Origin of the sequence: Paenibacillus sp. FSL F4-0100 (genome assembly GCF_037993005.1) — a bacterium.
In the GTDB taxonomy this organism is placed as follows: Bacteria; Bacillota; Bacilli; order Paenibacillales; family Paenibacillaceae; genus Paenibacillus_AQ.
Window position 1 is genome coordinate 4,645,701 of the sequence record NZ_CP150303.1, and the last position, 22,512, is coordinate 4,668,212.

19 protein-coding genes are annotated in these 22,512 nt (G+C 46.1%); 2 read left to right on the plus strand and 17 right to left on the minus strand.

All coding sequences use genetic code 11. From position 1 onward, the window contains the following. Positions 1–13: 13 nt before the first annotated feature. From MHH48_RS20975 to MHH48_RS21020, 10 genes are all read right to left on the minus strand, one after another. Positions 14–553 (minus strand): thioredoxin fold domain-containing protein, encoded by a 540-nt coding sequence (locus MHH48_RS20975; RefSeq protein ID WP_076321848.1) that lies wholly within the window; start codon positions 551–553, stop codon positions 14–16. 10 nt (positions 554–563) lie between these two features. Then, positions 564–1,094 carry a MauE/DoxX family redox-associated membrane protein gene (locus MHH48_RS20980; protein ID WP_076321849.1) on the minus strand — a complete coding sequence of 177 codons (531 nt, stop codon included), beginning with the start codon at positions 1,092–1,094 and terminating at the stop codon, positions 564–566. 22 nt (positions 1,095–1,116) lie between these two features. Continuing rightward, complete coding sequence (locus MHH48_RS20985) at positions 1,117–1,752, minus strand: hypothetical protein (RefSeq protein WP_256720500.1); 636 nt, start codon at positions 1,750–1,752, stop codon at positions 1,117–1,119. Positions 1,753–1,962: 210 nt separating this feature from the next. Then, the gene (locus MHH48_RS20990) at positions 1,963–3,414 is read right to left on the minus strand and encodes a carbon starvation CstA family protein (RefSeq protein WP_076321851.1); all 1,452 of its coding nucleotides are present in this window, start codon (positions 3,412–3,414) and stop codon (positions 1,963–1,965) included. Between the two features lie 209 nt (positions 3,415–3,623). Next, positions 3,624–4,361 carry a LytTR family DNA-binding domain-containing protein gene (locus MHH48_RS20995; protein WP_076321852.1) on the minus strand — a complete coding sequence of 246 codons (738 nt, stop codon included), beginning with the start codon at positions 4,359–4,361 and terminating at the stop codon, positions 3,624–3,626. Positions 4,362–4,380: 19 nt separating this feature from the next. After that, positions 4,381–6,132: a sensor histidine kinase gene (locus MHH48_RS21000; RefSeq protein ID WP_076321853.1), complete on the minus strand. Its 1,752-nt coding sequence runs from the start codon at positions 6,130–6,132 to the stop codon at positions 4,381–4,383. Positions 6,133–6,340: 208 nt separating this feature from the next. Next, complete coding sequence (locus MHH48_RS21005; RefSeq protein WP_076321854.1) at positions 6,341–6,940, minus strand: GNAT family N-acetyltransferase; 600 nt, start codon at positions 6,938–6,940, stop codon at positions 6,341–6,343. A gap of 15 nt (positions 6,941–6,955) precedes the next feature. Continuing rightward, entirely contained in the window at positions 6,956–7,540 is a 585-nt protein-coding gene (locus MHH48_RS21010) for a DUF6320 domain-containing protein (protein WP_256720469.1), read from the minus strand. A gap of 92 nt (positions 7,541–7,632) precedes the next feature. Then, a complete protein-coding gene (locus tag MHH48_RS21015) occupies positions 7,633–8,904 on the minus strand; it encodes an alcohol acetyltransferase (RefSeq protein WP_076321856.1) in 1,272 nt (423 codons plus the stop codon). An 85-nt stretch (positions 8,905–8,989) separates the two neighbouring features. After that, positions 8,990–9,589 (minus strand): polysaccharide deacetylase, encoded by a 600-nt coding sequence (locus tag MHH48_RS21020; protein WP_256720470.1) that lies wholly within the window; start codon positions 9,587–9,589, stop codon positions 8,990–8,992. 437 nt (positions 9,590–10,026) lie between these two features. Between MHH48_RS21020 and MHH48_RS21025 the strand changes: the two genes are divergently transcribed. Further along, on the plus strand, positions 10,027–12,417 hold the full coding sequence (locus MHH48_RS21025; RefSeq protein ID WP_076321857.1) for a hypothetical protein: 2,391 nt from the start codon (positions 10,027–10,029) through the stop codon (positions 12,415–12,417). 1,170 nt (positions 12,418–13,587) lie between these two features. On the opposite strand, the gene MHH48_RS21030 is transcribed toward MHH48_RS21025, so the two are convergent. The 7 genes from MHH48_RS21030 to MHH48_RS21060 form a co-directional block, all read right to left on the minus strand. Beyond that, a complete protein-coding gene (locus tag MHH48_RS21030) occupies positions 13,588–15,051 on the minus strand; it encodes a glycosyl hydrolase family 18 protein (RefSeq protein ID WP_076321858.1) in 1,464 nt (487 codons plus the stop codon). 692 nt (positions 15,052–15,743) lie between these two features. Beyond that, positions 15,744–16,352 (minus strand): YdcF family protein, encoded by a 609-nt coding sequence (locus MHH48_RS21035; protein ID WP_076321859.1) that lies wholly within the window; start codon positions 16,350–16,352, stop codon positions 15,744–15,746. A 162-nt stretch (positions 16,353–16,514) separates the two neighbouring features. Further along, entirely contained in the window at positions 16,515–17,057 is a 543-nt protein-coding gene (locus MHH48_RS21040; protein WP_076321860.1) for a GNAT family N-acetyltransferase, read from the minus strand. Between the two features lie 99 nt (positions 17,058–17,156). Beyond that, the gene (locus MHH48_RS21045; protein WP_256720471.1) at positions 17,157–17,639 is read right to left on the minus strand and encodes a hypothetical protein; all 483 of its coding nucleotides are present in this window, start codon (positions 17,637–17,639) and stop codon (positions 17,157–17,159) included. 31 nt (positions 17,640–17,670) lie between these two features. Continuing rightward, positions 17,671–18,093, minus strand: coding sequence for a hypothetical protein (locus tag MHH48_RS21050; RefSeq protein WP_076321861.1), 423 nt, complete (start codon positions 18,091–18,093; stop codon positions 17,671–17,673). A gap of 41 nt (positions 18,094–18,134) precedes the next feature. Next, the gene (locus tag MHH48_RS21055) at positions 18,135–18,713 is read right to left on the minus strand and encodes a 2-phosphoglycerate kinase (RefSeq protein WP_076321862.1); all 579 of its coding nucleotides are present in this window, start codon (positions 18,711–18,713) and stop codon (positions 18,135–18,137) included. A gap of 603 nt (positions 18,714–19,316) precedes the next feature. Beyond that, positions 19,317–19,901: a DUF3267 domain-containing protein gene (locus tag MHH48_RS21060; RefSeq protein WP_076321864.1), complete on the minus strand. Its 585-nt coding sequence runs from the start codon at positions 19,899–19,901 to the stop codon at positions 19,317–19,319. 336 nt (positions 19,902–20,237) lie between these two features. Between MHH48_RS21060 and MHH48_RS21065 the strand changes: the two genes are divergently transcribed. After that, a complete protein-coding gene (locus tag MHH48_RS21065; protein WP_076321865.1) occupies positions 20,238–22,502 on the plus strand; it encodes a PQQ-dependent sugar dehydrogenase in 2,265 nt (754 codons plus the stop codon). Positions 22,503–22,512: the final 10 nt, after the last annotated feature.

Here is a 22,512-nt window from a genome sequence, read left to right on the forward strand (position 1 = left end):
CTCTCACCTCATCTTAAGAAGCCCTTGATGCTTTCGCGTACGCTTCAAGTTGTTCCCTGCTGTTGACCAAACCCTTATGCCGGATAACGCCGTTCATATCCACCGCATAGGCATAGGGGGTGACCTGCACATCCAGATGATTCGCAAACTCCGAACTTACGATCAGCACCTCATCGTCATAAGCTATTTTTCGGACATAATCCGATGCTAAATCCACGGACGAGAATAACAAAAGAATGGGTTTCACGTTATTCATCCTGGCGATCCGCCTAAAATCAGGCAAAATATCGGCGCATTCCTTACACGTCGGCGATCCGAACAGCATGAGGGAAGGCGTGCCAATCAGCTCGCTCGTGGACCACTCGGTTCCCTGCAGGGTTGTCGTTTTGGCTCCGGGTATTTTCTGGCCGACCGGAATGCCGGACTGATTCACTCCTCTTGCGGTACCCATCACCATAATCCCCAACTGCCGGAACAGGACCAGATTCAGAATGACCAACGGTACGACCAGAATCCACAGGATCGTATATGAGATCCAGAAGAACGTGTTCATCGCGGCCTCCTTACAACCTTTTTATTTTGGAAACATAAGGTTCGGCAATCTCTCGGTACATTCGGATCGCGTGCAGCGCATCCGGAACCCCTATTATGATAAACAGCGATAGCAGCAACATCATCCCCTCCATAAGCAGGCCGGTAACAGCGAAAGAGTGACTATGCGCAAACCAGACAGGATGGCTGTAGGCCAATCCCATGAGACCCATCGCCAGATTGAAGCCAATCAATGTAAAGCCAAGCTTGGAGTTGATCTGAGGTCCGAGGCAGCCGCAGTCCACCCTTCCTTTTTTCCGGATGAAATAAGCGACGCCCAAGCCCTGAACGAAATAGAGTAAAGAGATGCCCAGGAAGCTGAGCCGCGATGGAAAACAATATACCATGGTAACGGACAGGACTTGCAGCAGGATGAGCAGAACATGCAGACGGGCACTTCCGGGGAAAAGATCCGGGTCGCCGAATACACGGCTCCAGCCAAAGCTCACCACCGACAACAGCATGGGCAGAGTAACGGATATCGCGAGCAAAGCGTAATACATGGACCCGTATGCTCCTTTCTCTTCAGTAGCTGATGATCCAGATGATGGAGCCGATAATCAGCAGCTTGGATACCGTTTGCCGCACGGCCGTGAGCAGCGTGAGGTTGCGTACCCTTTTTTCAAGCATACGGTACACGATGGATCGAATCAGCGGGAGGCTGAACACGGTACCGCGAACGACTCCAAACGTTGCCCCTGCCAGCAGGCTCAGCCACCATGGAGCGGCGAACAAGGAGACCAGAATATAGGCGTGAAAGAGGACACCCACCTGCAATGTGATAAAACCCAAGCCCAGAATCTGCCCCCATAATGCCGCGGAACGGTACCCTGCGTGCTTGATCCATTCCGAGGGAACGATGAAATTGCCGGATGGAAGAATCCCTGTTTTCTGAATGAACTCTAAGCCCAGGAGTATGGCAAACAGCACGACAATAATATAGTTTTGATATAAACCAACAGGGGTTAATTTCAGCAAAAAATTAATGAACCCGATCGCCAGTCCCGTCATAGCGCCGCCCAGGGTACAGGACACGATATACACCAGCGCATATTTGGATTTACTGACCTTCGTGCCTTCCAGACTGCCTAACACATTCAGCCCACAGGTGGTGTCCACGCTGGCCACTGCAGCACCGACGGCAAATATAAAGAGTAACATCGACAGCAAGTCATGCCACCTCCCCACAATCCCTAGAAATGAACTCTTCACTTCTTCATCTTATGAGTGACAGCCTGTCGATTATTTACACAAATATCCTATGCATTGAGTATGCCTGCTACATTGCTATCTTATTGAGAAAAAAAGAAACCGTCCATGGACAATCTCCATAGACGGTTTAGATTTATACATGCACGCTCCATGATTTCGTTATGCGACTTTATGATAATCCGAGATATCAACCTCAAGCGGCATTTCGGCTGCGCGTGCTTTTTGGGCCGCTTTAAAGAATACAATAACCAATATGACACTGATGACAGCACCCACGATATAAGAAACATTCATGGACTGCCTGAATCCGATCTCCGCGTTCAGAATGTACACCGTTGTTGTGTAGAGCATAAACGCACCGGGAATCAGCGCAACCCAGTAATTTTTACGGGCAATGAACAGGTACATCGCACTGACAAACAAAGCAATAACCGCGGTGGCCTGGTTCGCCCAGGAGAAATATCTCCAGAGAATATTAAAGTCAATCTGCGTTAAGGCAATGGAAATGACAAACAAAGGAATGGCAATGATAAGGCGCCGCTCCATGCTGAATTGTGGCAGCTTGATATAATCCGCAATGATCATGCGCGCACTCCGGAATGCGGTATCCCCCGAGGTAATCGGCAGCACGATCACTCCCAGTACAGCTAGCGTGCCTATAACCGCACCTAACGTCACCTTCGCGACCTCGCTTACAACAAGACCCGTTCCGCCGGTAGCAAGTAGCTCGTTCAAGCCATTGGAGCCCTGGAACAAACTCATCGCCGCTGCGGCCCATACCATGGCAATGATTCCCTCGGCAATCATCATTCCATAGAAGATTTTACGTCCCTGCTTCTCGGTCTGAGTAGTCCGGGAAATAATCGGCGTCTGGGTAGCATGGAATCCGGATAAGGCGCCGCACGTAATCGTCAGAAACAATAGTGGGAAAATCGGCATATGATCCGGATGCAAATTGGCTAAGGTCAATTCCGGTATCGGTACCTGCTGTACAATCAGCATCCCGCCGACACCAAGAGATGCTATGAGTAACAGTGCGCCGAATATCGGATAGAAGCGGCCAATGATTTTATCAATGGGCAGAAGCGTAGCCAGAATGTAATAGCCAAAAATAAACAGGGTGATGATCCACAAGCTTACCTGGCCGTTCATCAGATTGTGAAGCAGGCTGGCTGGTGAGGTCACAAAGACGGTACCTACCAAGACCAGCAGCAGAATCGCGAAAGCGTTCACAACATGCTTCATCACTTTACCCAAAAACTTGCCAGCAAGCTCCGGCAGATGCGCACCGCGGTTGCGGATGGAGATCATACCCGTCAGGTAATCATGCACAGCCCCGGCAAAAATACACCCCAGCACAATCCAGATAAAAGCAACCGGTCCATAGAGCGCTCCCATAATGGGTCCGAAAATGGGTCCCACTCCGGCTATATTGAGGAGCTGAATCAGCGAGTTTTTGTTTGAACTCATGGGCAGATAATCGACGCCGTCCTGATTGACATAAGCAGGTGTGGCACGTTCTTCTTTAACTCCGAACATTTTTTCAATGTATTTTCCATAAGTGAAATATCCAATAACCAGCAGAATGATCGATATGATGAAGGTATACATGCCTTCGCCACCTTTCCTTGAAATCGCTTACATTGATTATAAGAAATTATCGAGGTCATAGGGCGATTTTGAACTAACATGTCGTCTAGACGCATTAAGATGTTCAAATTTAAGGTTATTATGCATATCAACGGAACTCTCTCATCAAGCTCTTATTAATCCCTCATCGACTCATGAGCATTCCATCATCCTCATCACATCCAAAATTACTAGAGCTCCAAAGCTTCTCGAAATGCCTTGGCATAATTTCGGCTTACGGCTAGTTTGTCACTACAACCCTTAAGCTCAAGCTGGAATGCACCGTTAAACCAAGGAACCAGGCTTTTTACATAATCAAGATGTACCACATAGCTTTTATGAATCCGGAAGAATGGATACTGCCGAAGCTTCGTTTCCAGCTCCTTGAGCGGCGTTTTAACATGATATTGCTTATCGGCTGTGACAATCTTGGAGTATGCATCCTCCCGTGAGATATAAATAATATCATTCGGGTCTATAAACTTGATTTCCCCCTCCACATCCAGCGACAGCTTGCCCGGAGCTTTTGAATACCCAGGTGCTGCAGGGTCTTCCTTCCGTAATGATTGCTCAAGGCGCCTCACCGTCTCCGCCAGCCGATCTTCGTCTATAGGTTTTAACAGATAGTCCAATGCTTCAAACCGGAAGGCCTCTACACCGAATTGAGCATACGCCGTGGCAAACACGATTCTCGGAGGGAGCTTCAACTCGTTCAAGGCTCTCGCCGTTTCAAGCCCGTTCATTAAGGGCATTTCAATATCCAGAAATACGGCTTCCGGCTTCAACTGCATGGTCTTTAACACCGCCTGTTCCCCGGAATCCGCTTCCCCAACGATCTCGAGTGTAGGATGCTGCTTCAATAAATAGATCAGTTCTTCGCGGCTGTACCGTTCATCATCCACGATGAGTGTTCGAATGCGTTCGATCATGTTTAAGAAATCCCTGCCTTCATGAATGGAGTTTTACGTTAACGGCAGCGGGAATCTGAAATTGGATTTCTGTCCCGACTGCTTCATCACTGTTGATGTTTAATGATGCATGGGGTCCATACATCAAGGCCAATCTTCTGTTCACATTGTACACAGCCATTCCCGTACCCGATGAAGAATCGAGCATTTGGCGACCCAATAACTGAAGCCGTTCCGGCGAAATCCCCGTTCCGTTGTCCTTGATCGTAACGAATACACCGTTAGCCGGATCACCCTGAATGCGGATATGTATGACACAATGGTCTGTTTTGTTCCTGAAACCGTGACGTATGCTGTTCTCTATTAATGGCTGCAAGGTCAGCGGTGGTACAAGCGCCTGCAACGCAGAATCCTCTACCTCATATTGAATTTGCAGCTTATCCTCGAATCTGGTTTGTTCAATGCTCATATAAGAACGTATATGCTGCAGTTCATCCTGGAGCGTGGCCTTCTCGGCGGTTGCGGCGGTCAAATTCTGACGAATATAGTCTGAGAGACTTCGCAGCAGCTTTCTTGCCTTCTCCGCATCAATCCGTGTCAAGGAGAGGATCGTGTTTAATGCATTAAACAAAAAGTGCGGATGAATTTGTGCTTGAAGCGTCTTGATCTCAGCTTCCCTGGCAAGTTCCTTGGTTTCCTCCAATTGAGCGGCCTCCAGCTGGTAGCTTAACAGCATCGTAAGACCTGACATCAACTCTGTTGTAACGTGGGTAATGTCCTTCGGACTCCGAAAATAGAATTTGAGGGTGCCCACGGTCACTCCTCCCTGTTTCAAAGGCCCGATGACAGCCGCTCCCAGCGGACAATCGGGCTCCTGGCACTGAATATGCGCCCGATCCGCGATCAGCTGCTCCCCTTGTTCAATGACCCGACGCGTCACTTCCGTCTGCAGCGGACGGCCCGACGCGTGATGATCATCCCCCGTCCCGACATGGGCCAGAATCATCCGATCATTCGTAATCGCAATCGCACTCGCGTTGACTTCCTCGTAAAGAATCCGGCATACCGCTTCCGCGGACTGCACATTCATCCCCTGACGCATGTACCCAATGGTTCTGCGGGCAATACGAAGAGAAGCTTGAGCCTGCTGAGCCGCTACCTTCTCCTCTTCATTCAATACGGATCGGATAATGAGCAGAAACAAAGCGCAACCGATCCCGTTAGCTACAATCATCGGAACTCCAATATAGCCGACCAAGGACATCGCCTGTTCGAATGGTCTGGACAAAAGCAGGATGATCAGCATTTGAAGGGATTCTGCCAATGCCCCCATTAGAAGCGCAGCTGAGAAAGAAACCTGCTCATTCTTCTTATGAAACAAGCTGGCCAGAAGCCCAGCAAGTATAGTCGCGAGCCCACAGGCCAAACTGGTGAAGCCCCCTAATGTAAAACGGTGAAGCCCTGCAATCAGTCCTGCACCGAGCCCGATTCTGTAGCCTCCGAATAATCCAGCCATGACCACACCGACAACCCTTGAATTCGCAATCGCTTCGTCTCCGGACACCTGCATCATCCATTTGTTAACTTCAAGTGATTCGGTGTTTACCGTAATACCGGTATACGTCCCGATAATACCTAAAATCCCGAAGACTAATATGGCTTGTATCTGTTGTACAGACCCCAGCTTGTCCTGGCTTATCATTGTCCGGAAGAACCTCAACCGGGTTACGATAAATGCAATCGTCACAATAATGCCAATCCGTTCGGTCATTGTAATCAGCAGTTCAAACATGGCGTCACCCCGCAATCTGACTTTGAATCGGTTACTCGTCACGCATAGATTCCTTATGAAGTTTGCCGTAAACCTGGCAATACATACTAAATTATCATGGTAGAGGCTCAAAAAACAACAAAAAAACCTCCCGCTTCAGTCAGTTCTAAAGCGAAGGTTGTTAACTCATACCATCCTATTCGTTTGTGCATTTCCGTTTATATGAATATCACCTGATGACCGGCTTTCTCCATTCCATATAAATACGGTCATTGAACCCTTTTTCCTCTGTATCATCCTCGGATTTGCGTTCAAATTCCCGGAACCCTAATTTCTGATATAACGATAGCGCGACCTGGTTGCTGTCGGTCACTTCCAGAACATAACGCTTGTATGGCAGCTCCTCCATGACATGCTTCATTAAAGCGGTGGAAACGCCTTTGCCGCGCGCTTTCGTGGTAGTTGCCACACATTCGATATAACCCGTCTCGTCATCATAGGGCAATGCCGGGTTAAATTCGTTTTTCATGACGTTATAAGCAAGTTCCCCTGTCTTGTCTCCAAATGCTTCCTGAAGCGGAGCTATTTCGACCGGCATGGCTCGCTGCCCATGATGGGAACAGGCTAAAATCCCGATCATGACTCCCTGGACCTCCGCTACATAAAACACCTCAGGACTGAAGAGACTCCGGAAGGCTTTCTTCAATGTGCTTCGGTCCTGGGTGAAATAGGACAATTCGTTATAATACCCATCGACAAACACTTCCGCCACTTCCTCGCGAATGTCTCGTTCATAATCTGCCATTCTTCTAATCGTAATGGAGCACATGATGTTTACCTCCTGTCAAAAATGTAATCTGCGCTTCATATCCTTTCGAAATCCCTTATCTGCAATCAGGCACATCCCGCTAAACGTTAATAAGGCATATACGGCCGCCGCAACGGCTGTCCATAATACGTGCGACATGCCGATGGCGTACAGTAATAAGGGCACAAACCCAAGCAAGATCAGGGTTAACAAGTAACCTGCGAACTCGCGCCAGCGCATTTTTCTGGTGCAGCATATAACGGTAATCAGCAGGGTTGCCGCCATCATCAGGAACGGAATGACGTAGCCGGTTGACCAGTAATTCGTACCCGCTGCGACGTTGAGCCAAAGCAGCATGCCGGACAGCCCGAGCAGCTGTACGACGATTTTGCCACCGAGGTGCGACTTGGACATCAAGGTATGTCTGATGAACAGCCATGCATAGAGCACGCAAGGCATGAGGTACAGACTCCACCATACTTCATGATTTCCCAGGATATTTATAAGAACGGATAAGCCGATGATGGACACTGCAATAAAGGTAAGCCACTTGGATAAAAGACTGCTCGCACGCTGCTCCTCAACAGCCTCATAGACGGGATACCAAGAATTATCTCCCACAGATGGTGCGTTGCCCTTACCCTGTAAATTTCTCCGGCATAAGGGACATGTTGCGTGCGCCGGGTCTACGGATACCTCACAGCTCTCACATCTCATGCACCCATCCCCCAATCGTTGCTGACGATCCTTATATCCAATCCGCTTAAGCTGGCAAGCTGACGAAAAAAGTGCCTGATCACATCGCTTTCAACGATATTCCTGGCAAAGGTGATGGTCAACTGGTCATTGATCGAACTGACGGCACAGTTCATTGGACTCTTGGCTGTAGGATACATCGTGGTTTCCATCGACTCGATATGCGCAGCCATACTCGCAGGGATTTCGACTCGGCCCAGATTGGTAAGCGTTAGCGTTTTGGCCTCTTCACCGAAATGGTCGAATCCATAACGAATCGCCATATCCTTCAGTTTCAGCGGCGTGAATCGGGATAACAGGTTCTTCTCGTATTTCATGCTGCTGGCCATCGCTTGGCTTAGATAAGACTTCGTCGTTTTCTCTTTCATCTGTGCATGCACGATTCCTTGTACATCATCCAATGTCATGCCTTCCTTCATCTGTACGCCAATGTTGATGACTGCAAAAAAGTTGCGCAGGCTGCTCGAAGGGAAGATTTTTCGCAGGTTTACCGGCATGCTAATCACGATCGGCCGGTTCTCGTTGTTGAAAGGCAACGTGGTCTCATAAACCGCCATGATCAAAATCGCTGTCAGGTAAGCGGTGAGGGTCACTCCCTTCTGCTTGGCAGCCGCATTCAGGCGCGAGGCGTGAATCATGCCGTGGATGACGTTGTGTCCATAAGGCGAGAATCGGGTGCCGGGAATTTGTAATGCCTCCGGCATTCTGGAATCGGCCGTGACTGAAGTATAATGAGCTTTAAAGCTGTCCTGTGCTTCGGCATAACGGGCAAATGAAGCGGGCGGCAGAATCAGACCTTCCTTGTCCTCCACGTTCTCACCGAGCAGATATAAATACTGGAACACCAAGGTTTTGAGGAACTCCAGAGCCCCACCGCCGTCTGTTAGCGCATGGAAAATCTCCACGCTGATTTTGTTGCCATGATATAAAACCCTTACCAAGCTTCCGTTCTCAGTCGAGAGGGCTGCAGGAGCACAGGGATAGGTGGATTCCGGTTCCACCATCAAACGTGTCTCCTTCTCCCGTAGAAATTTCCAGAACAGGCCATTTCTAAGCTCGACGTTCAATAGAGGGAATCTCTTTATAACGCTATCGAGCGCCTGTTGTAAAACTGATGGCTTCACGTGACTTGTCAGCATCATCGACAATCGGTAGGTTGATGAATTCTCCCTCCCCGCAACCGCGGGAAACAGCTTCCCGGCGTGGTCAAGTTTATACCATTCTTCCATCTGTAGCTCTCCTCATTTCTTGTAGAACTCCCATTTAGCAGTTTATAACTGGATTACCTTATGTACGTCGCAATGCCTCTTTTACTCAAGCTTCAACCGCAGCCGATACCAACAGGGCATCATACCCCTCTTCATGTGAAGGCCGCTTATCCGCCATTGAAAATCGCTTCATCAGCGATGAGCGGGTATGTATTAACATCATCGGAACAAGTAATTCGGTTCTTCGATCAATCCGGCTCTTGCCATCCGGGTGCATCACCGATAACAGCATTCGCAGGTAGGAAGTGGTCAGCTTCTGGAACAAGTCCGGTTTCATCGCTTGATGCTCAAAGCCAAGCCCGTGCGTTAATCCACGGTGCAGCAGGGTAATCCCGACCAATGCCCTGACCTCGCTGAACTCCGATTGGCCTTCATATGCACGGCTAATCTGCAGCATGGACTTTCTTGCAAGTCTTGCTATTTTCAAAGCCGCACGATCTGGCCCTTCCGATCGGATGAGTTTCAGAATCGTTTCATTATCCAAATGAAGCTCGCCTACGAGATCTCCATTCTGAATAACCGTCGAGTCCTCGCAGACGATGCACTCGCCTCGATGCTTCTTAATCATGACCGTGCATATGCCAAAGCGCGAGATATGCGAGCTGCGGAACCTGGAAATGAAGCTGAAGATACGTTCCCATATCATCCAGGAGCTTTGCATGACGGTTTTAAATAATTTTCGCAGCAGTTGAAACACCTCACTATATATTTGATTGAATATTTCATTCCATGATTCTCCAAAAAAATCCCGTTAATCTCATCATAAAGGAGATCTGCACAGGTTCACACCGCCTCAGGTACAGAGTTGCCCTCGGTCTCCAGACGGAGATGCGGATCAAAAAAAGTTGCCAATCTGAACTTTTTCGAGATGAGCACAGCTCTTGTTGAACTACTCAAAGACATTCCCCTATTCAAATTAATAACCTGCCACGTTCCTAACATCAGTTCTAATTGGTTTTTTTCGTAATATTAAAAAGTAAGCGCTTCATATTTGTGCAAATGTATACTCTTAGGATAAGCAAGCCATTGTAACTGCCGTAGAGTCCATTAGGTTTACATCAAACTGACAAGGATGTGACTACGATGATGCTTTCACATTTACGTAGGTGCGGGCTTTTGTTTCTGGCAGCAGTGCTCATCTCTGCAATCTGGGTTCCACTCCCACATGCCAAGGCAGCAGCGTTAATTACAATCGATTCCCATCAGGATGGGCAAACGATTCAGCCGGGTGTGTCTGAGTTATTCGGTTCCTACAATGGTGTGTATGAGCTTCAACTCATCGTAAACGGAGAGTTTGTAACGGATGTTCAGATGGATGATCCCAATGGCGATGACAGCGGGACCTGGTCCTACAAGCTCGATACGAGTCAATTGGACGGTTCAGTCGAAATGGTGCTGAAAGCAAATGACGCGGTTACGCGTTATGGCATCTGGTCTCCTTGGATGCACCTGAACATCGATAATCCCGCAGCTCATATTCCAGAAGTGGAGATTACCAGCCCTATTGAGTATACTTTGCAACGCAACAAAATGGATATTAACATATCCGCAGCAGGTAAAAATCCAATATCACTTGTTGAGCTCCGCATCGATGGTGGAGAATGGCTGCAGGTCTCCCCTGCCAAAAACGGCTATAAATATACATTCGATTCGCGTCAATCCCCGCTACGGGTTCACAGCCTGGAAGCCAGAGCAGCCGATTCTTATGGCAATATAGGCTATAGCCTAACGGTCTATGCAAGAACAGGGGGGCAGCCACCGGTTAACCAAGGTAACCATCCCGCGACGGTTACAGATGCCGTTTATACGGATCTCTTCCACCCAACTCCCGTTAACGTAATTGAAGAAGTATACAGTCCCTCCGCGACGAACCCTGAAACGGTAACTAGCAGCACCTATAACACAGAACCGCTGACAGATCAAGATCGTGCGATCTGGATCTGGGAAAATGCCTCCTACCCTCTCGTTCTGAATTCGAATTCCCGCGTTGTCCTCTCGTCCATGGCAAAGGATACCGCAACCTTTAATCAACGTCCGATTACGACGCTTTATTTGGCTGTAGGTCAATATAACGGAACCAAAATGCTGGAGGATCATCGTAGCAAAGTCCAACAATTCATCGAGTGGGCACACGCCGAGGGTTTTCGGGTTCAAGCGTTGATCGCCGGTGGTACCACCCCACCTTACTTCGGAGCCTATAATCGATATCAGTCTCATGCCGTAAGGGAATTTGAGCAGATACTGAATTACAATTTGGCCTCCGGCGAGTCTGCTCGTTTTGATGGCGTGAACTTGGATACAGAACCGTATATCCTGCCGGATTTCAAAACAGCAAAGCCTTCCGTCCAAATTCAGTACCTGGATATGCTGCAGCTGCTAATGGAACGTAAGCAGGCATCGGGACTCGCCTTGTCAGTCGGCGCAGCGATTCCTAGATGGTACGACACTTCGGCCGACGCCAGCAATATTACATGGAATGGAAAGACGAAATGGCTGTCTGAGCATATCCAGGACACGGCCGATTATATATCGATTATGAATTATCGCGATCAGGCCGATGGGAGCGCCGGTATTATCGCACAAGCGCTAAACGAGCTGGCCTATGCAAATACGATCGGCAAGCCGAAGTCGGTTGTGATTGGAGTTGAAACGAAAGACATCGCGGATGGAGGGGATCCGGAAACGATCAGCTTCCATGAAGAAGGGCGAACTTACATGGAGCAGGAGTTAAACAAGGTGTATGACGCTTTTCTGAACGATTCGGCGTTTGGAGGCATCGCTCTCCATCACTACTCCTCGATCGTTGATTTTCCAAGCGAATGGGGACCTGGCGGCTACGCATGGCAGCCTCCTGCTGACCATGAACCGCCAAGTACGGTTAGCGGGGCAACAGCTGCCACGTTTGATTTTCAACGCATTAATATAACTTACAATATGGCGATGGATAACTCGGCCGTTAATGCATATCGGATCTACCGCGGGACCGAAGCCGACTTTGAGATCGGATCCGCTACTTACGCCGGAACCTCTAAAGGACTTTCCTACAAAGATACGGGGCTGCTGCCGAGCACCACCTATTATTATAAAATCACGGCGGTCGATATCAGCGGCAATGAAGGAGCTCCCAGCGCGGCTGCTTCAGCAACAACGGCGCCGTCCACAATGAACCCGATGGTGATTGATCAGATGACCATCACCTATTCTAATGGTGCCGCCAGAGTATCCATGCAGATGGTTGATATGGAAACAAGGCAGCCTGTTACGGCCAAGATCAGCGGAAGATTCACCCATATGGCAGGCAAATATGTTAATGCCACAACAAATGCGGAAGGCGTGTTCCAATCGCAATCCGAGCTCATCTCCGCATCCCGTGGCGAGATCGGTTTCCTGCCACGGCGCATCATGGCCGACTCCTATTACTGGGCCAGTGCTTATGACCAACTCCCGTACCCAACGGTGATATGGGAGCCTTGAGGCTCAGTTTGATTGTACGTTACAGTCGCATTTAGACAAGAAACGCCCAGGCCTAAGCCTGGGCGTTTCTTGCTTCACTATTTTTGAAGGAATCGACATTCTCTCTATAGGATCGTACGGGAAATGATCGCACCTAGTTAATAGCAATATCCGCATCAACAAAATTGTTGAGCCATGTAGGTCTTACCTGTACAGCTATTCCCGCTGATTAATATGATCATGTATGCACCTCCCATAACGGCCATGTCTTATGATAATGGTTATATAGGCTAATCAAAATACTTCTTATAGTTATCTAATAAACCTATTGGACTTACTTCATCTTCTTCCTTAAAAGACTCCTCGTCCGATTCAGCTTGGTATACGAATTTAGAGCCGGTTTAAAAGGAAGCTCGAGAGGAGACAGTCTCGGAAATTGAACGAGAAATCGTACATATGGGCGTGCCGTGGGCGGACAGGTTCAGCATTTGTGCGATATATTGTACAAATGGGCATACCGCAAGCAACCAGACTCATCATTTGTGCGAAATATCGTACAATCGGGCTTGCCGTCAGCAACCAGACTCAGCATTTGTACGATATATCGTACAAATTGGCATACCGCGAGCAATCAGATTCAGCATTTGTACGAAATATCGTACAAATGGGCATACGCAAGCAATCAGATTCAGCATTTGTACGATATTTCGTACAATTGGGCTTGCCGTCAGCAACCAATCTCATCATTTGTACGATATATCGTACAATTGGGCTTGCCGTCAGCAACCAGATTCAATATTTGTGCGATATATCGTACAATCGGGCTTGCCGTCAGCAACCAATCTCATCATTTGTACGAAATATCGTACAATTGGGCATACCGCAAGCAACCAGATTCAATATTTGTACGATATATCGTACAATCGGCCTTGCCGTCAGCAACCAATCTCATATTTTGTTCGAAAAATCATACAAACGAACGCACCACGAACGTCTAGTTTCGGCAAAGAAACCAAACAGAAACCTCTCCATGTTTATGATGGTTTTATACCACCACATATCAAAGAGAGGTTTCCTTTTTGTTAACTATAATCTACTTAATGGTCGAGAGCCATCCACACAGCTCTGGACCACGCAACGTGCGCACAAGGAGCAGTACACACGTTGTACTGATTGTACAGTATCCTTAAGTTAAGGCAGCGTGTTCAAGAATGGTCTTACCGTTTTGGCAAGCGTGTAATTCGTGGTCGCATCCCAGTTAATGGACCAAGTCATTGCTCCCCGTATATCAGGGTATTTAGCAACGGGCTTATAACTTCCACAGCTGTTTCCAGTTGCTAGACAATTCAGGGCATTATTTACGATCGTTGAAGAAACATATCCGCCTCCAGCTGCTGAAGAGGTAGCAGGCACGCCCAATCCCAATTGGGAAGGTGATACCCACTGCAGCGTTAAGTCCGAAAGAGCCGTCAGGAAATCAACAGTGCCTTGGGAATAGCATTTTCCGTCACGACCTAGCATGCATCCGGAATTATAATACTGGACGTTAATTACGGTTGTTATATCCTTTAGATTGTTATAGAGCTGCATATAGGAGGTGTTTGGATTCTGCATGTCTATCGTTTGGGGAGCCATCGTCAGAACAAAATCATTTCCTACTTTTTGCTTCAGTTGGCGGATCGCATTGGTTAAGTTAGGTACATTCATGCCATGCTCCAGATCAATGTCTATCCCATCAAGTCCAAATTGAGTGATGATTCCGTACATGCTGTTCACAAAGTTCGCTACATTCGGGGAAGGGTTATTCAAATTAATGTTCCCCTTTTCCCCTCCAACGGATATAATGACCTTCTTGCCTTGAGCACGTTTAGCCTGAATGTCCGCGATCAGTTCAGCATTTGTGTACCCACCGAGAGCAGCGGATAGCGCAGAATCTACAGTGAAAGTGACACCACCAGGGTTAACAGGGTCCATCTCGGCAAACGCTAAAACAATGATGTCGTACTGATCCGGTATATCTCTCACTTTCAATTTGCTGGCACCATTGACGAAGTTCTGCCAGTACCCTGTCAATATATGCTTCGTCGGCTGGGGACCTCCGCCTGGTCCTTCTGAAGTTGTTGCATTCACGGTCGCACTGGCAGGAGAAAGATTCCCGGCAGCATCCTTAGCAATGACCTTAAAAGAATATGTCGTTTTCGGTGAAAGACCCGTTATTGTCGCTGTCGTACCGGTAACAGATATGGCAAGGGCTGTGCCTTGGTATACATCATATCCTGTCACGCCTACGTTGTCCGTAGATGCTTGCCAGGATAAAGTAACACTTGAAGAGGTGACTGCGCTTACAGTTACATTCGTAGGAGTTGTCGGAGCTACAGTATCACCACCTCCACCACCTTGAACAAACTGCCACAATGCAGGAACATTAGGCGGTTCCCACCCGGGTAATGAGGTATGAGATTGAATGGCTTTATACGCTTTCCCATCGTATGTCACGTTGTCGTTTACGGCATAAGACACATTGGGTGCCCAAGCACCTCGTTCTGCTGCAGAAACCTCTAGGGGAAAAAAGTTCATAATCATAGACACGACGACCAATAAAGGCAACATCATCACTCTCGATTTGTTCAGCACTCTGGATAAACCCTTGTTCATCCATTAATCCCTCCTCAATAATTGATAATTAAGCTTTAGCCCTATCTTGAATAAGACGACAAACATCACCTCCTGTATAAAATACAATCATCCTGTTACATTCTCAAAAACCAAGATGATCCATTTCACTTACTCAATTTTGATTCATTTACATATTTCGCAAGTTGATTTATATGTTAAAAATTTACTTTATATGTTAATTATTATAAATAGCTCTGGATGATCAAATTAGTCTATGTAAGAAGATTTTCAAACAAGATGCGCCCGGGCCTAGGCCTGAGCGTATGGCTGCTTCCCTATTTTGCAAGATAAAAATAACCGTCCTCCTTGAAGTGTGTTCAGGAAAACGGCCGCTGTTTGGTTATAGGTTATGTTTCAGGCATCTCCCGAATAGATTTCGCCACTCTTATGGCCGTATGCAATGGTGATAAAAACCCAACTCTTTGTGAAGCAGCACTACGAATGCGGATCATACTTTCGATCCCTGTTGCCCCCAGATTTCTTATTGTACTTCTCCAAGGTTGAAATCCGGGGGCAAAGGGGACCGCTCTGCTTCTCCAGCATGCTTCCGCCTTCTCCGTTGGAGAATCGAAGACCCTAAAATGCGAATTATCGAACATGCTTCAATATAGTAAGTTCGAATCCTTGTAACGGTTAAAAACTGGATATACTCAGCGAAATCGTGATAATGTTCAAAATTCAATATCCGCATCAACAAAATATCGGCCCTTTACCCCGCCAATCACTTTGTTAAGCTCACTCAGTACCCGCTTCTCTTCGATAGGATTGGTCCACCAATAGTCGCGCCTCCCTTGAGAACGATGGTCTGGGCACCACACATACTCATACCAAGGAGGCATAAAGGTCCTGAGCATCAGCTGGCATCGACGCATATGACCAGGTGCACTGACGAGCAAGAGTCGATGGATTCGTTGTAACCCTAATGCCCGATCAAGCACGGTTAGGGAAGCCATAATGTTTTCCTTCGTATGGTTGGACATCGTTTCAATAAAAATGGATTCTGGCGGAATACCCATTTTTGTCGCTTCATCCCGCATCATGACCGCCTCGGGTTGCTCCCACTCGCCAAATCGGTCTCCACCAGTTAATAATAGATAGGGGGCGCGACCGCTTTTGTATAATTCAACCGCTTTCCATACTCGATCCAGTTTTTTTCCGCCAAACACAAAGATACAATCTCCGGACTGCGTACCATCATCCACTTCCGTTTCCGCCCCGAATACCACCGTTGTGATCTGTTCTCTCGTTAATGTCTCCGGATTCATCTGTGAGATCAACAATAAGAACGCCTCCCGTTTATCATGTTCATCAAACCCAAGCAATGCTTGGTCGACTTCAGTATCGATAAAATTGCAATAGCTTTGCAGCGTCTGGAGCCCTCATTGTCCCATTAACTTGGACTGAACGGGAGCAGCATCCGTTAGGAAACTCTATACTTTAATCTAATCTACAGATTTAACACGCTTTGCCATAATAATATCCGGTTTTCCTATTCCATTCGCATCTGGTATAACGCCGACGATTACAAAACCTAACTTTCTATAAAAGTTCGCTGGGTGATCTAGACTTTCAAAATTGGATAGATGGGCCGGAATATCATCATACAAATTCACGTTTGCTAGACTGGTTTGATTATACTCATCATCCGTACCCAATATGATGGTTATACCTCCGCGTTGGTAGACCTGACGTTCAAAATCGATCACTAATAACTTGCCAAAGCCTCGCATTCTACTATCTTTTCTAATAACTAACGGATGCAGTTCCCACACATTACCGTCATACTGACTTCTCCCGCCAATCCACCCTATAACTTCATCATCCCCATTAACTAATACTCTACTAATTGAATCATCACTAAGAGATTCGAAAACTTCACGTATGGCAGAATCTATTGTGGGCCATGCTTCAAAACTCTCATGCAATAGCCTAGCTGTTTGATTTATCTTTTCTATGTCATTTTCTAACAAATCAATTATGATCATGCATGTACTCCCACCATTCTTTAGGTTCTATAACTTCATCTCATTCCTATAGATTATTCAAAAAAAGACGGATCACACGATCGTCCCATACCTGCGCTTCTATATATCGTTCTGGTCCATGATCTCCATCTTTGTTCCATTCTTGCGGCCAACCATATTCAGCCGGAGGATTTCATTCTTTAAGTAGACCTTCCCTCTGTAAGGCTTTCCGTCTTTATAACGCATTGTGGGAAATAAGTCACCATACGTAAAACTAATCGTCTCGGGGTCAACATCATCGAGGGGAATCTTGAGTTCCCTCCCGTTCTGATACCACCGCTTGATCCATTCACAAGGGCCAAGTGTCATGTAATGTGGATATTTATTCGTCGGCCTGCCACCCTTGGCTATGAATTGATCTCTTGCACGCGATTCTACTTCGCTTCGGATTACGATATAATCATCTGCACGTTGACTCGCAAACATATTTTTATTTTGTTGGAGTCTTCTCTGTACTTGCTGCGCTTCTTCTATGGATAGTGCGGATAGATTTCGAAAGGGTCCGGCTTCTGCATCATAATAATGATATAAGAATAGTGCCATGGCTCCTGTCCTTTCCTCGATTACAGCGATATTATTTCGCTCGTAGATTTAAAACCCACTCATGTTTCTCAGAAGTCTCTGAAGCGTCAAATGTCAGCCCGTCCATGGTCAGCTTACCCTGATTCCATTTTAATCTGGATACTTGTAGCTTTTGATCAGTTGACTGCACATTCATGGGATGATCAGGAATCTCCATCTCAATCACATGATCATTTATGATTCTGACCTTGGATTTATGAGAAGAAATGACTGGAAGTCCACTTCCATATATCATATAGAGACCATACTTTTGATTATTTTCTTCATAAAAATACACACCCGTCCCTTTTGTATCCCACTCCCGATTTACAATGGTCGTCCATATTTCATATTCATTCTTGATCCATTGATTAACATGAAATAATAAAAACATGGATAGGACTACTGCAAGGACAAGTAATAATTGTTTTTTCATAGGCTACTCCATGTTATTAAATAGGGAACATACTTCATATATCAAGACTTGTGTTTTATCTTCGCGATCCTCTGCTTTTCACCTTCGATGTAGTCATATACTTTTGAAATCTCTTCTTCGTAGTTCTCTTTAATTTCAAAATAAGGGACAGCAGTAGCTAAACACTTTTCACGGAAAGCATCATGCTCCTGTATATAATCTGTAACCGTTCCTTCTTCAGGATACATCCGAGTTTCGATAGCATTTCGATGTTGAATGATGTTGGATTGGAAGTTTTGCTGAATATACGTGGTTGAGAACCCCAAGAATACCGGTATGATGTGCGCTGAGTAGGATGGCTCGATATCCTGAAGATGGTGAGGCAGGATGTAGCAGCCCTCAATGATTAGATTCTGATTATTCTCGATGTTCGTCTTGATGATCCCCTTGAGGATCGGCCATAATTTTTCACCGATAAACTCTGTTGAATCCAGGGGGGTGAAGCCACAGTTCATATCCGCTCTGTATAATCCCATTTTCAAATGGTCGATCGAAAGATATGGAACGTGATACCTCTCCAGCAATTGTTGTGCCATATAGGTCTTACCCGTGCAGCTATTCCCGCTGATTAGTATGATCATGTTCGTCACAATCCTCCTTTAATGGCATAGGCATCAACTCGTTAGGCAAAAATCAGCCCTTTTTTTATATTTCTCTTTTTTATCCGCTCTATAGAACAAGCTGATATGGGTTGCTTGAAATTCTTGAACTGAGCTAACATACGACTCCAGCTCCTTCTTCGTTTCGATGATCGAGTCAGAAATTACAGATTTTCGAGCAACCGTGATATGCGGTTTGTATCGTTCTAACTCAAAACATTTCATGATTTGTTCCTGATTGGGGTTAAATATCGTTACAAGTCTCTTATGTAGTTCTACTAACTCATGGGATTTCACTTCTAAATAAAGGACATCCATATTCCCGAAAAATTTTAGGTCTCCCACACGTATTGGAAAATCACCAAATTCCGAAATCACCTTTTAACACGGTGGTAGCCACCCTATATCTTCCGTTAGTCCACACGATGCTTTTACCGTAATGTGGGGTCCGGAACTTTGATGACCGTTATACTTGTCTCTTAATTTCATAATTTTATCGTGAATATCCATGGGTGGGACAATTCCGAAGTAATACTCCAATGCAGCTACACCTCGCTTTATAAGCTATTGCGGTCCATGATGATATTACTGCAAACGGTAGTATCCTCTACAAAATATACTATTCTTAGGTTTAATAAGAATTAAAAAAGAATTGATGATATCTGAAGATGATATGACTATGTTAAACCAACAAATATATAACATGAGTGATTTCATGAATCCGCTCATACCTATTGAAGCAAAAGCTGGAACTATAGACAACATCATAAACGGAAGGCTCATGAATAACCAAAACCTCTTTTTAGAAAGGGGAGTATCTGTATTAAGCCAAAAAAATATGCCGCTAAAAGTCAAACTTATATCACCAAGCTTATAGATAACTATAATGTGAAAGAACTCATGTATCACGAAAATACAAGCACTAAATAGGATTAATGTTATATAAAACACAACACTACTACTGGTACTGATGCTTACTTGATTGTTTGCCGTGATCAATTGTGAGATTAAATCATCGCCAAAAACAAGGCCAGGTGCTAATGCAATACTTATCATTAACAAATACACAAACTTCATATAATGTGTTCGGAACCAAGGCTTTCGAATAAAAGGAATCCATGAAGAAAAATCAATATCTGTTGCAGGAAGATTTTTAAACCATAAAATCATGTGTTATTTTCGCTCCTTCGGTACCTCTGTGATGTAAACGACAACTACATTGTTCCCGTTAATGATCATCCATCATATGTTCTTGTAGCGGGGCTTCTTCCATGATTATACATCTGTCCACAAAAAGGCGACAGCCAGAAATTACAGAAGAGATCAACTTCTCTTCTCAGAAACCATACATTGGGATTTTATTCTAAAAATAAAACCCTTTTTTATCCAAATGTGGTAAAGTAGAGATCGAAAGTATAAGCGGTTTAATTTTTAGAAAGGAGGGTTTCATTTTTTGTCAAAGCCTTCCCCTGTTGTCATTCCAAAAATTAAAAAGGAAGTGTCGCGATGATCACACGAAGCAAAATGATGGTCTTAAGTCTCTGCATTTGTATGTTGATCACATTATTTCCTACATCGGACTTTGCTGAGGCAGAGGTTGAGGAAGAAACGGCAGCTGCTGCTGTGCCGAGTCCGTGGAAGCAACAAAATATCGGTTCACCGTCGGTGAAGGGCAATGCTTCTTATGATCCAACTGCTGATCAATTTTCCGTAAGCGGTGCGGGCAAGGACATCTGGGGTAAATCAGATCAGTTTAACTATGTGTACCAGCCCTGGACGGGAGACGGCGCAATTATCACCCTTGTCTCTTCTCAAACCAATTCACACGAATTCGCCAAGGCCGGTATCATGATAAGGGAAACGCTGAATGCTGATTCCAAGCATGTCGATTTGCTGTTGACGCCTTCGAACGGGTTCACATTCCAGTACCGGGCAGAAACAGGCGGAACTTCCCAAAGCGAGAAAATTGCATCGACCAGCCCAGCCTGGATAAAGCTAGAACGTAAAGGCAACGTCATCAAAGGATATGTATCCAACAACGGTTTGAACTGGGGCGATTTAGGCAATGTGACTCTAAACATGAATGCCTCGTTGTATGTAGGATTGGCTGTCAGCAGCCATAATGAGACTAAATTAAGCACGGCTATTTTTGACAAGGTGAAGGTAAATGCGTCAGGTGATGTATACCCGCCTACCGAACCGACCCACTTGCAAGCAACCAGTGTAACCGATACAACGGCAAGCATATCCTGGACTGCATCATTGGATGATGTTGGCGTGAAGGATTATGACGTGTATAAAGACGATGTGTTGGCGCAAGCGAATGTAACGGATACTTCCTACACCTTTACCGGTTTAACCCCGAATACCACATATAATTTCACGGTCAGGGCAAGAGATACAGCAGGGAATATTTCCAATGCCAGCAGTCCTCTCACCGTGAAAACGACGAACCAAACCGATACTCAGGCACCGACTGCCCCGACAAAACTTGAAAGCTCAAGCAAAACATCTTCATCAGTCCATTTGACCTGGACGGCATCAACAGATGACTTAGGCGTGTACGAGTACGATATTTATAGAAACGGCTCATTAGCAGGCAGCACGTCTGCCACATCCTTCAAGGTAACAGGACTTACGGCAAATACCACATACAGCTTCACCGTTAAAGCCAGGGATTTAGCAGGAAATATATCTGAGGCTAGCCAAGCGTTGTCGGTTAAAACGAACTCTGCCTCTTCCGATCCATATACACCAGAGGTTGTCGCTAACAACTTGGAAACGCCATGGGCTATCGATTTCGCACCGGATGGACGGATCTTCTTCACGGAACGCAACAGCGGCAGAGTTCGAGTCGTTGAGAACGGGAATTTGAAATCAACGCCGGTCATTACGCTCAGTTCTCCTTTTTATTATATGCCTAAGAGTGAAGGCGGCTTATTGGGACTGGCGCTTGATCCTAATTTTGCGACCAATCATTACATGTATATCTATCATTCCTACAAAACATCCGACAACAAAGTAGCCAACAGAGTTGTTCGTCTTAAAGAGAATAACAACAAGGCTACAATTGACAAGGTTCTGATCACTAATCTTCCTGGTGCGGTCTATCACAATGGCGGCCGCTTGAAAATAGGTCCGGACAACAAACTGTATTTCGGTGACGGCAACTACGGAAATAAAGATGATACACTCTCTTACCTCGGAGGGAAGATATTCCGCCTGAATTTGGATGGTACCATTCCTGCCGACAATCCATTTGGCGCCTCTTCTCCGATCTATAGCCGTGGACACCGGAACCCTCAAGGATTAGCATGGCAGCCTGGAACGAACCGTCTCTTTGAATCGGAGCATGGTGAATCCTCCAAGGACGAAATCAACTTCATCGAGCCCGGTAACAATTACGGCTGGCCTAAATATGAGGGCGGGAATCAGAATCAAACAGGCATTACACCTCCTCTGATTTATGCAAGCGGTACAACCTGGGCTCCCTCCGGCATGACCTTTGTAACTCAAGGGCCATGGGCAGGCAATCTTCTTGTTACCAACCTAAAAGGTAAGCAGATCATCCGCATGGTCATTGGAGAGCAGAACGGAAAGCCGACGATCAACAGTAGTGATCTTAATTATCTGTTTGTGAATAAATACGGCCGCATTCGCGACATTGTCGAAGCGCCGGACGGTTCGCTTTATTTCGTTACCAGTAACAATGGCGACAAAAATGGTGACGGCACTCCGGATAAACTTGTTCGATTGGTTCCTAACTTCTAGCGAATTTGAA

Excerpts from the sequence above, each read along its gene's own strand:
- MHH48_RS21020 (WP_256720470.1), bottom strand. The coding sequence starts at position 9,589 with ATGATATGGGAACGTATCTTCAGCTTCATTTCCAGGTTCCGCAGCTCG.
- MHH48_RS21005 (WP_076321854.1), bottom strand. The coding sequence starts at position 6,940 with ATGTGCTCCATTACGATTAGAAGAATGGCAGATTATGAACGAGACATT.
- MHH48_RS21055 (WP_076321862.1), bottom strand. The coding sequence starts at position 18,713 with ATGATCATACTAATCAGCGGGAATAGCTGCACGGGTAAGACCTATATG.
- MHH48_RS21040 (WP_076321860.1), bottom strand. The coding sequence starts at position 17,057 with ATGATCATAATTGATTTGTTAGAAAATGACATAGAAAAGATAAATCAA.
- MHH48_RS20990 (WP_076321851.1), bottom strand. The coding sequence starts at position 3,414 with ATGTATACCTTCATCATATCGATCATTCTGCTGGTTATTGGATATTTC.
- MHH48_RS20995 (WP_076321852.1), bottom strand. The coding sequence starts at position 4,361 with ATGATCGAACGCATTCGAACACTCATCGTGGATGATGAACGGTACAGC.
- MHH48_RS21050 (WP_076321861.1), bottom strand. The coding sequence starts at position 18,093 with ATGAAAAAACAATTATTACTTGTCCTTGCAGTAGTCCTATCCATGTTT.
- MHH48_RS21030 (WP_076321858.1), bottom strand. The coding sequence starts at position 15,051 with ATGAACAAGGGTTTATCCAGAGTGCTGAACAAATCGAGAGTGATGATG.
- MHH48_RS20975 (WP_076321848.1), bottom strand. The coding sequence starts at position 553 with ATGAACACGTTCTTCTGGATCTCATATACGATCCTGTGGATTCTGGTC.
- MHH48_RS21015 (WP_076321856.1), bottom strand. The coding sequence starts at position 8,904 with ATGGAAGAATGGTATAAACTTGACCACGCCGGGAAGCTGTTTCCCGCG.
- MHH48_RS21025 (WP_076321857.1), top strand. The coding sequence starts at position 10,027 with ATGATGCTTTCACATTTACGTAGGTGCGGGCTTTTGTTTCTGGCAGCA.
- MHH48_RS21065 (WP_076321865.1), top strand. The coding sequence starts at position 20,238 with ATGATCACACGAAGCAAAATGATGGTCTTAAGTCTCTGCATTTGTATG.
- MHH48_RS21060 (WP_076321864.1), bottom strand. The coding sequence starts at position 19,901 with ATGATTTTATGGTTTAAAAATCTTCCTGCAACAGATATTGATTTTTCT.
- MHH48_RS21000 (WP_076321853.1), bottom strand. The coding sequence starts at position 6,132 with ATGTTTGAACTGCTGATTACAATGACCGAACGGATTGGCATTATTGTG.
- MHH48_RS20980 (WP_076321849.1), bottom strand. The coding sequence starts at position 1,094 with ATGTATTACGCTTTGCTCGCGATATCCGTTACTCTGCCCATGCTGTTG.
- MHH48_RS20985 (WP_256720500.1), bottom strand. The coding sequence starts at position 1,752 with ATGTTACTCTTTATATTTGCCGTCGGTGCTGCAGTGGCCAGCGTGGAC.
- MHH48_RS21045 (WP_256720471.1), bottom strand. The coding sequence starts at position 17,639 with ATGGCACTATTCTTATATCATTATTATGATGCAGAAGCCGGACCCTTT.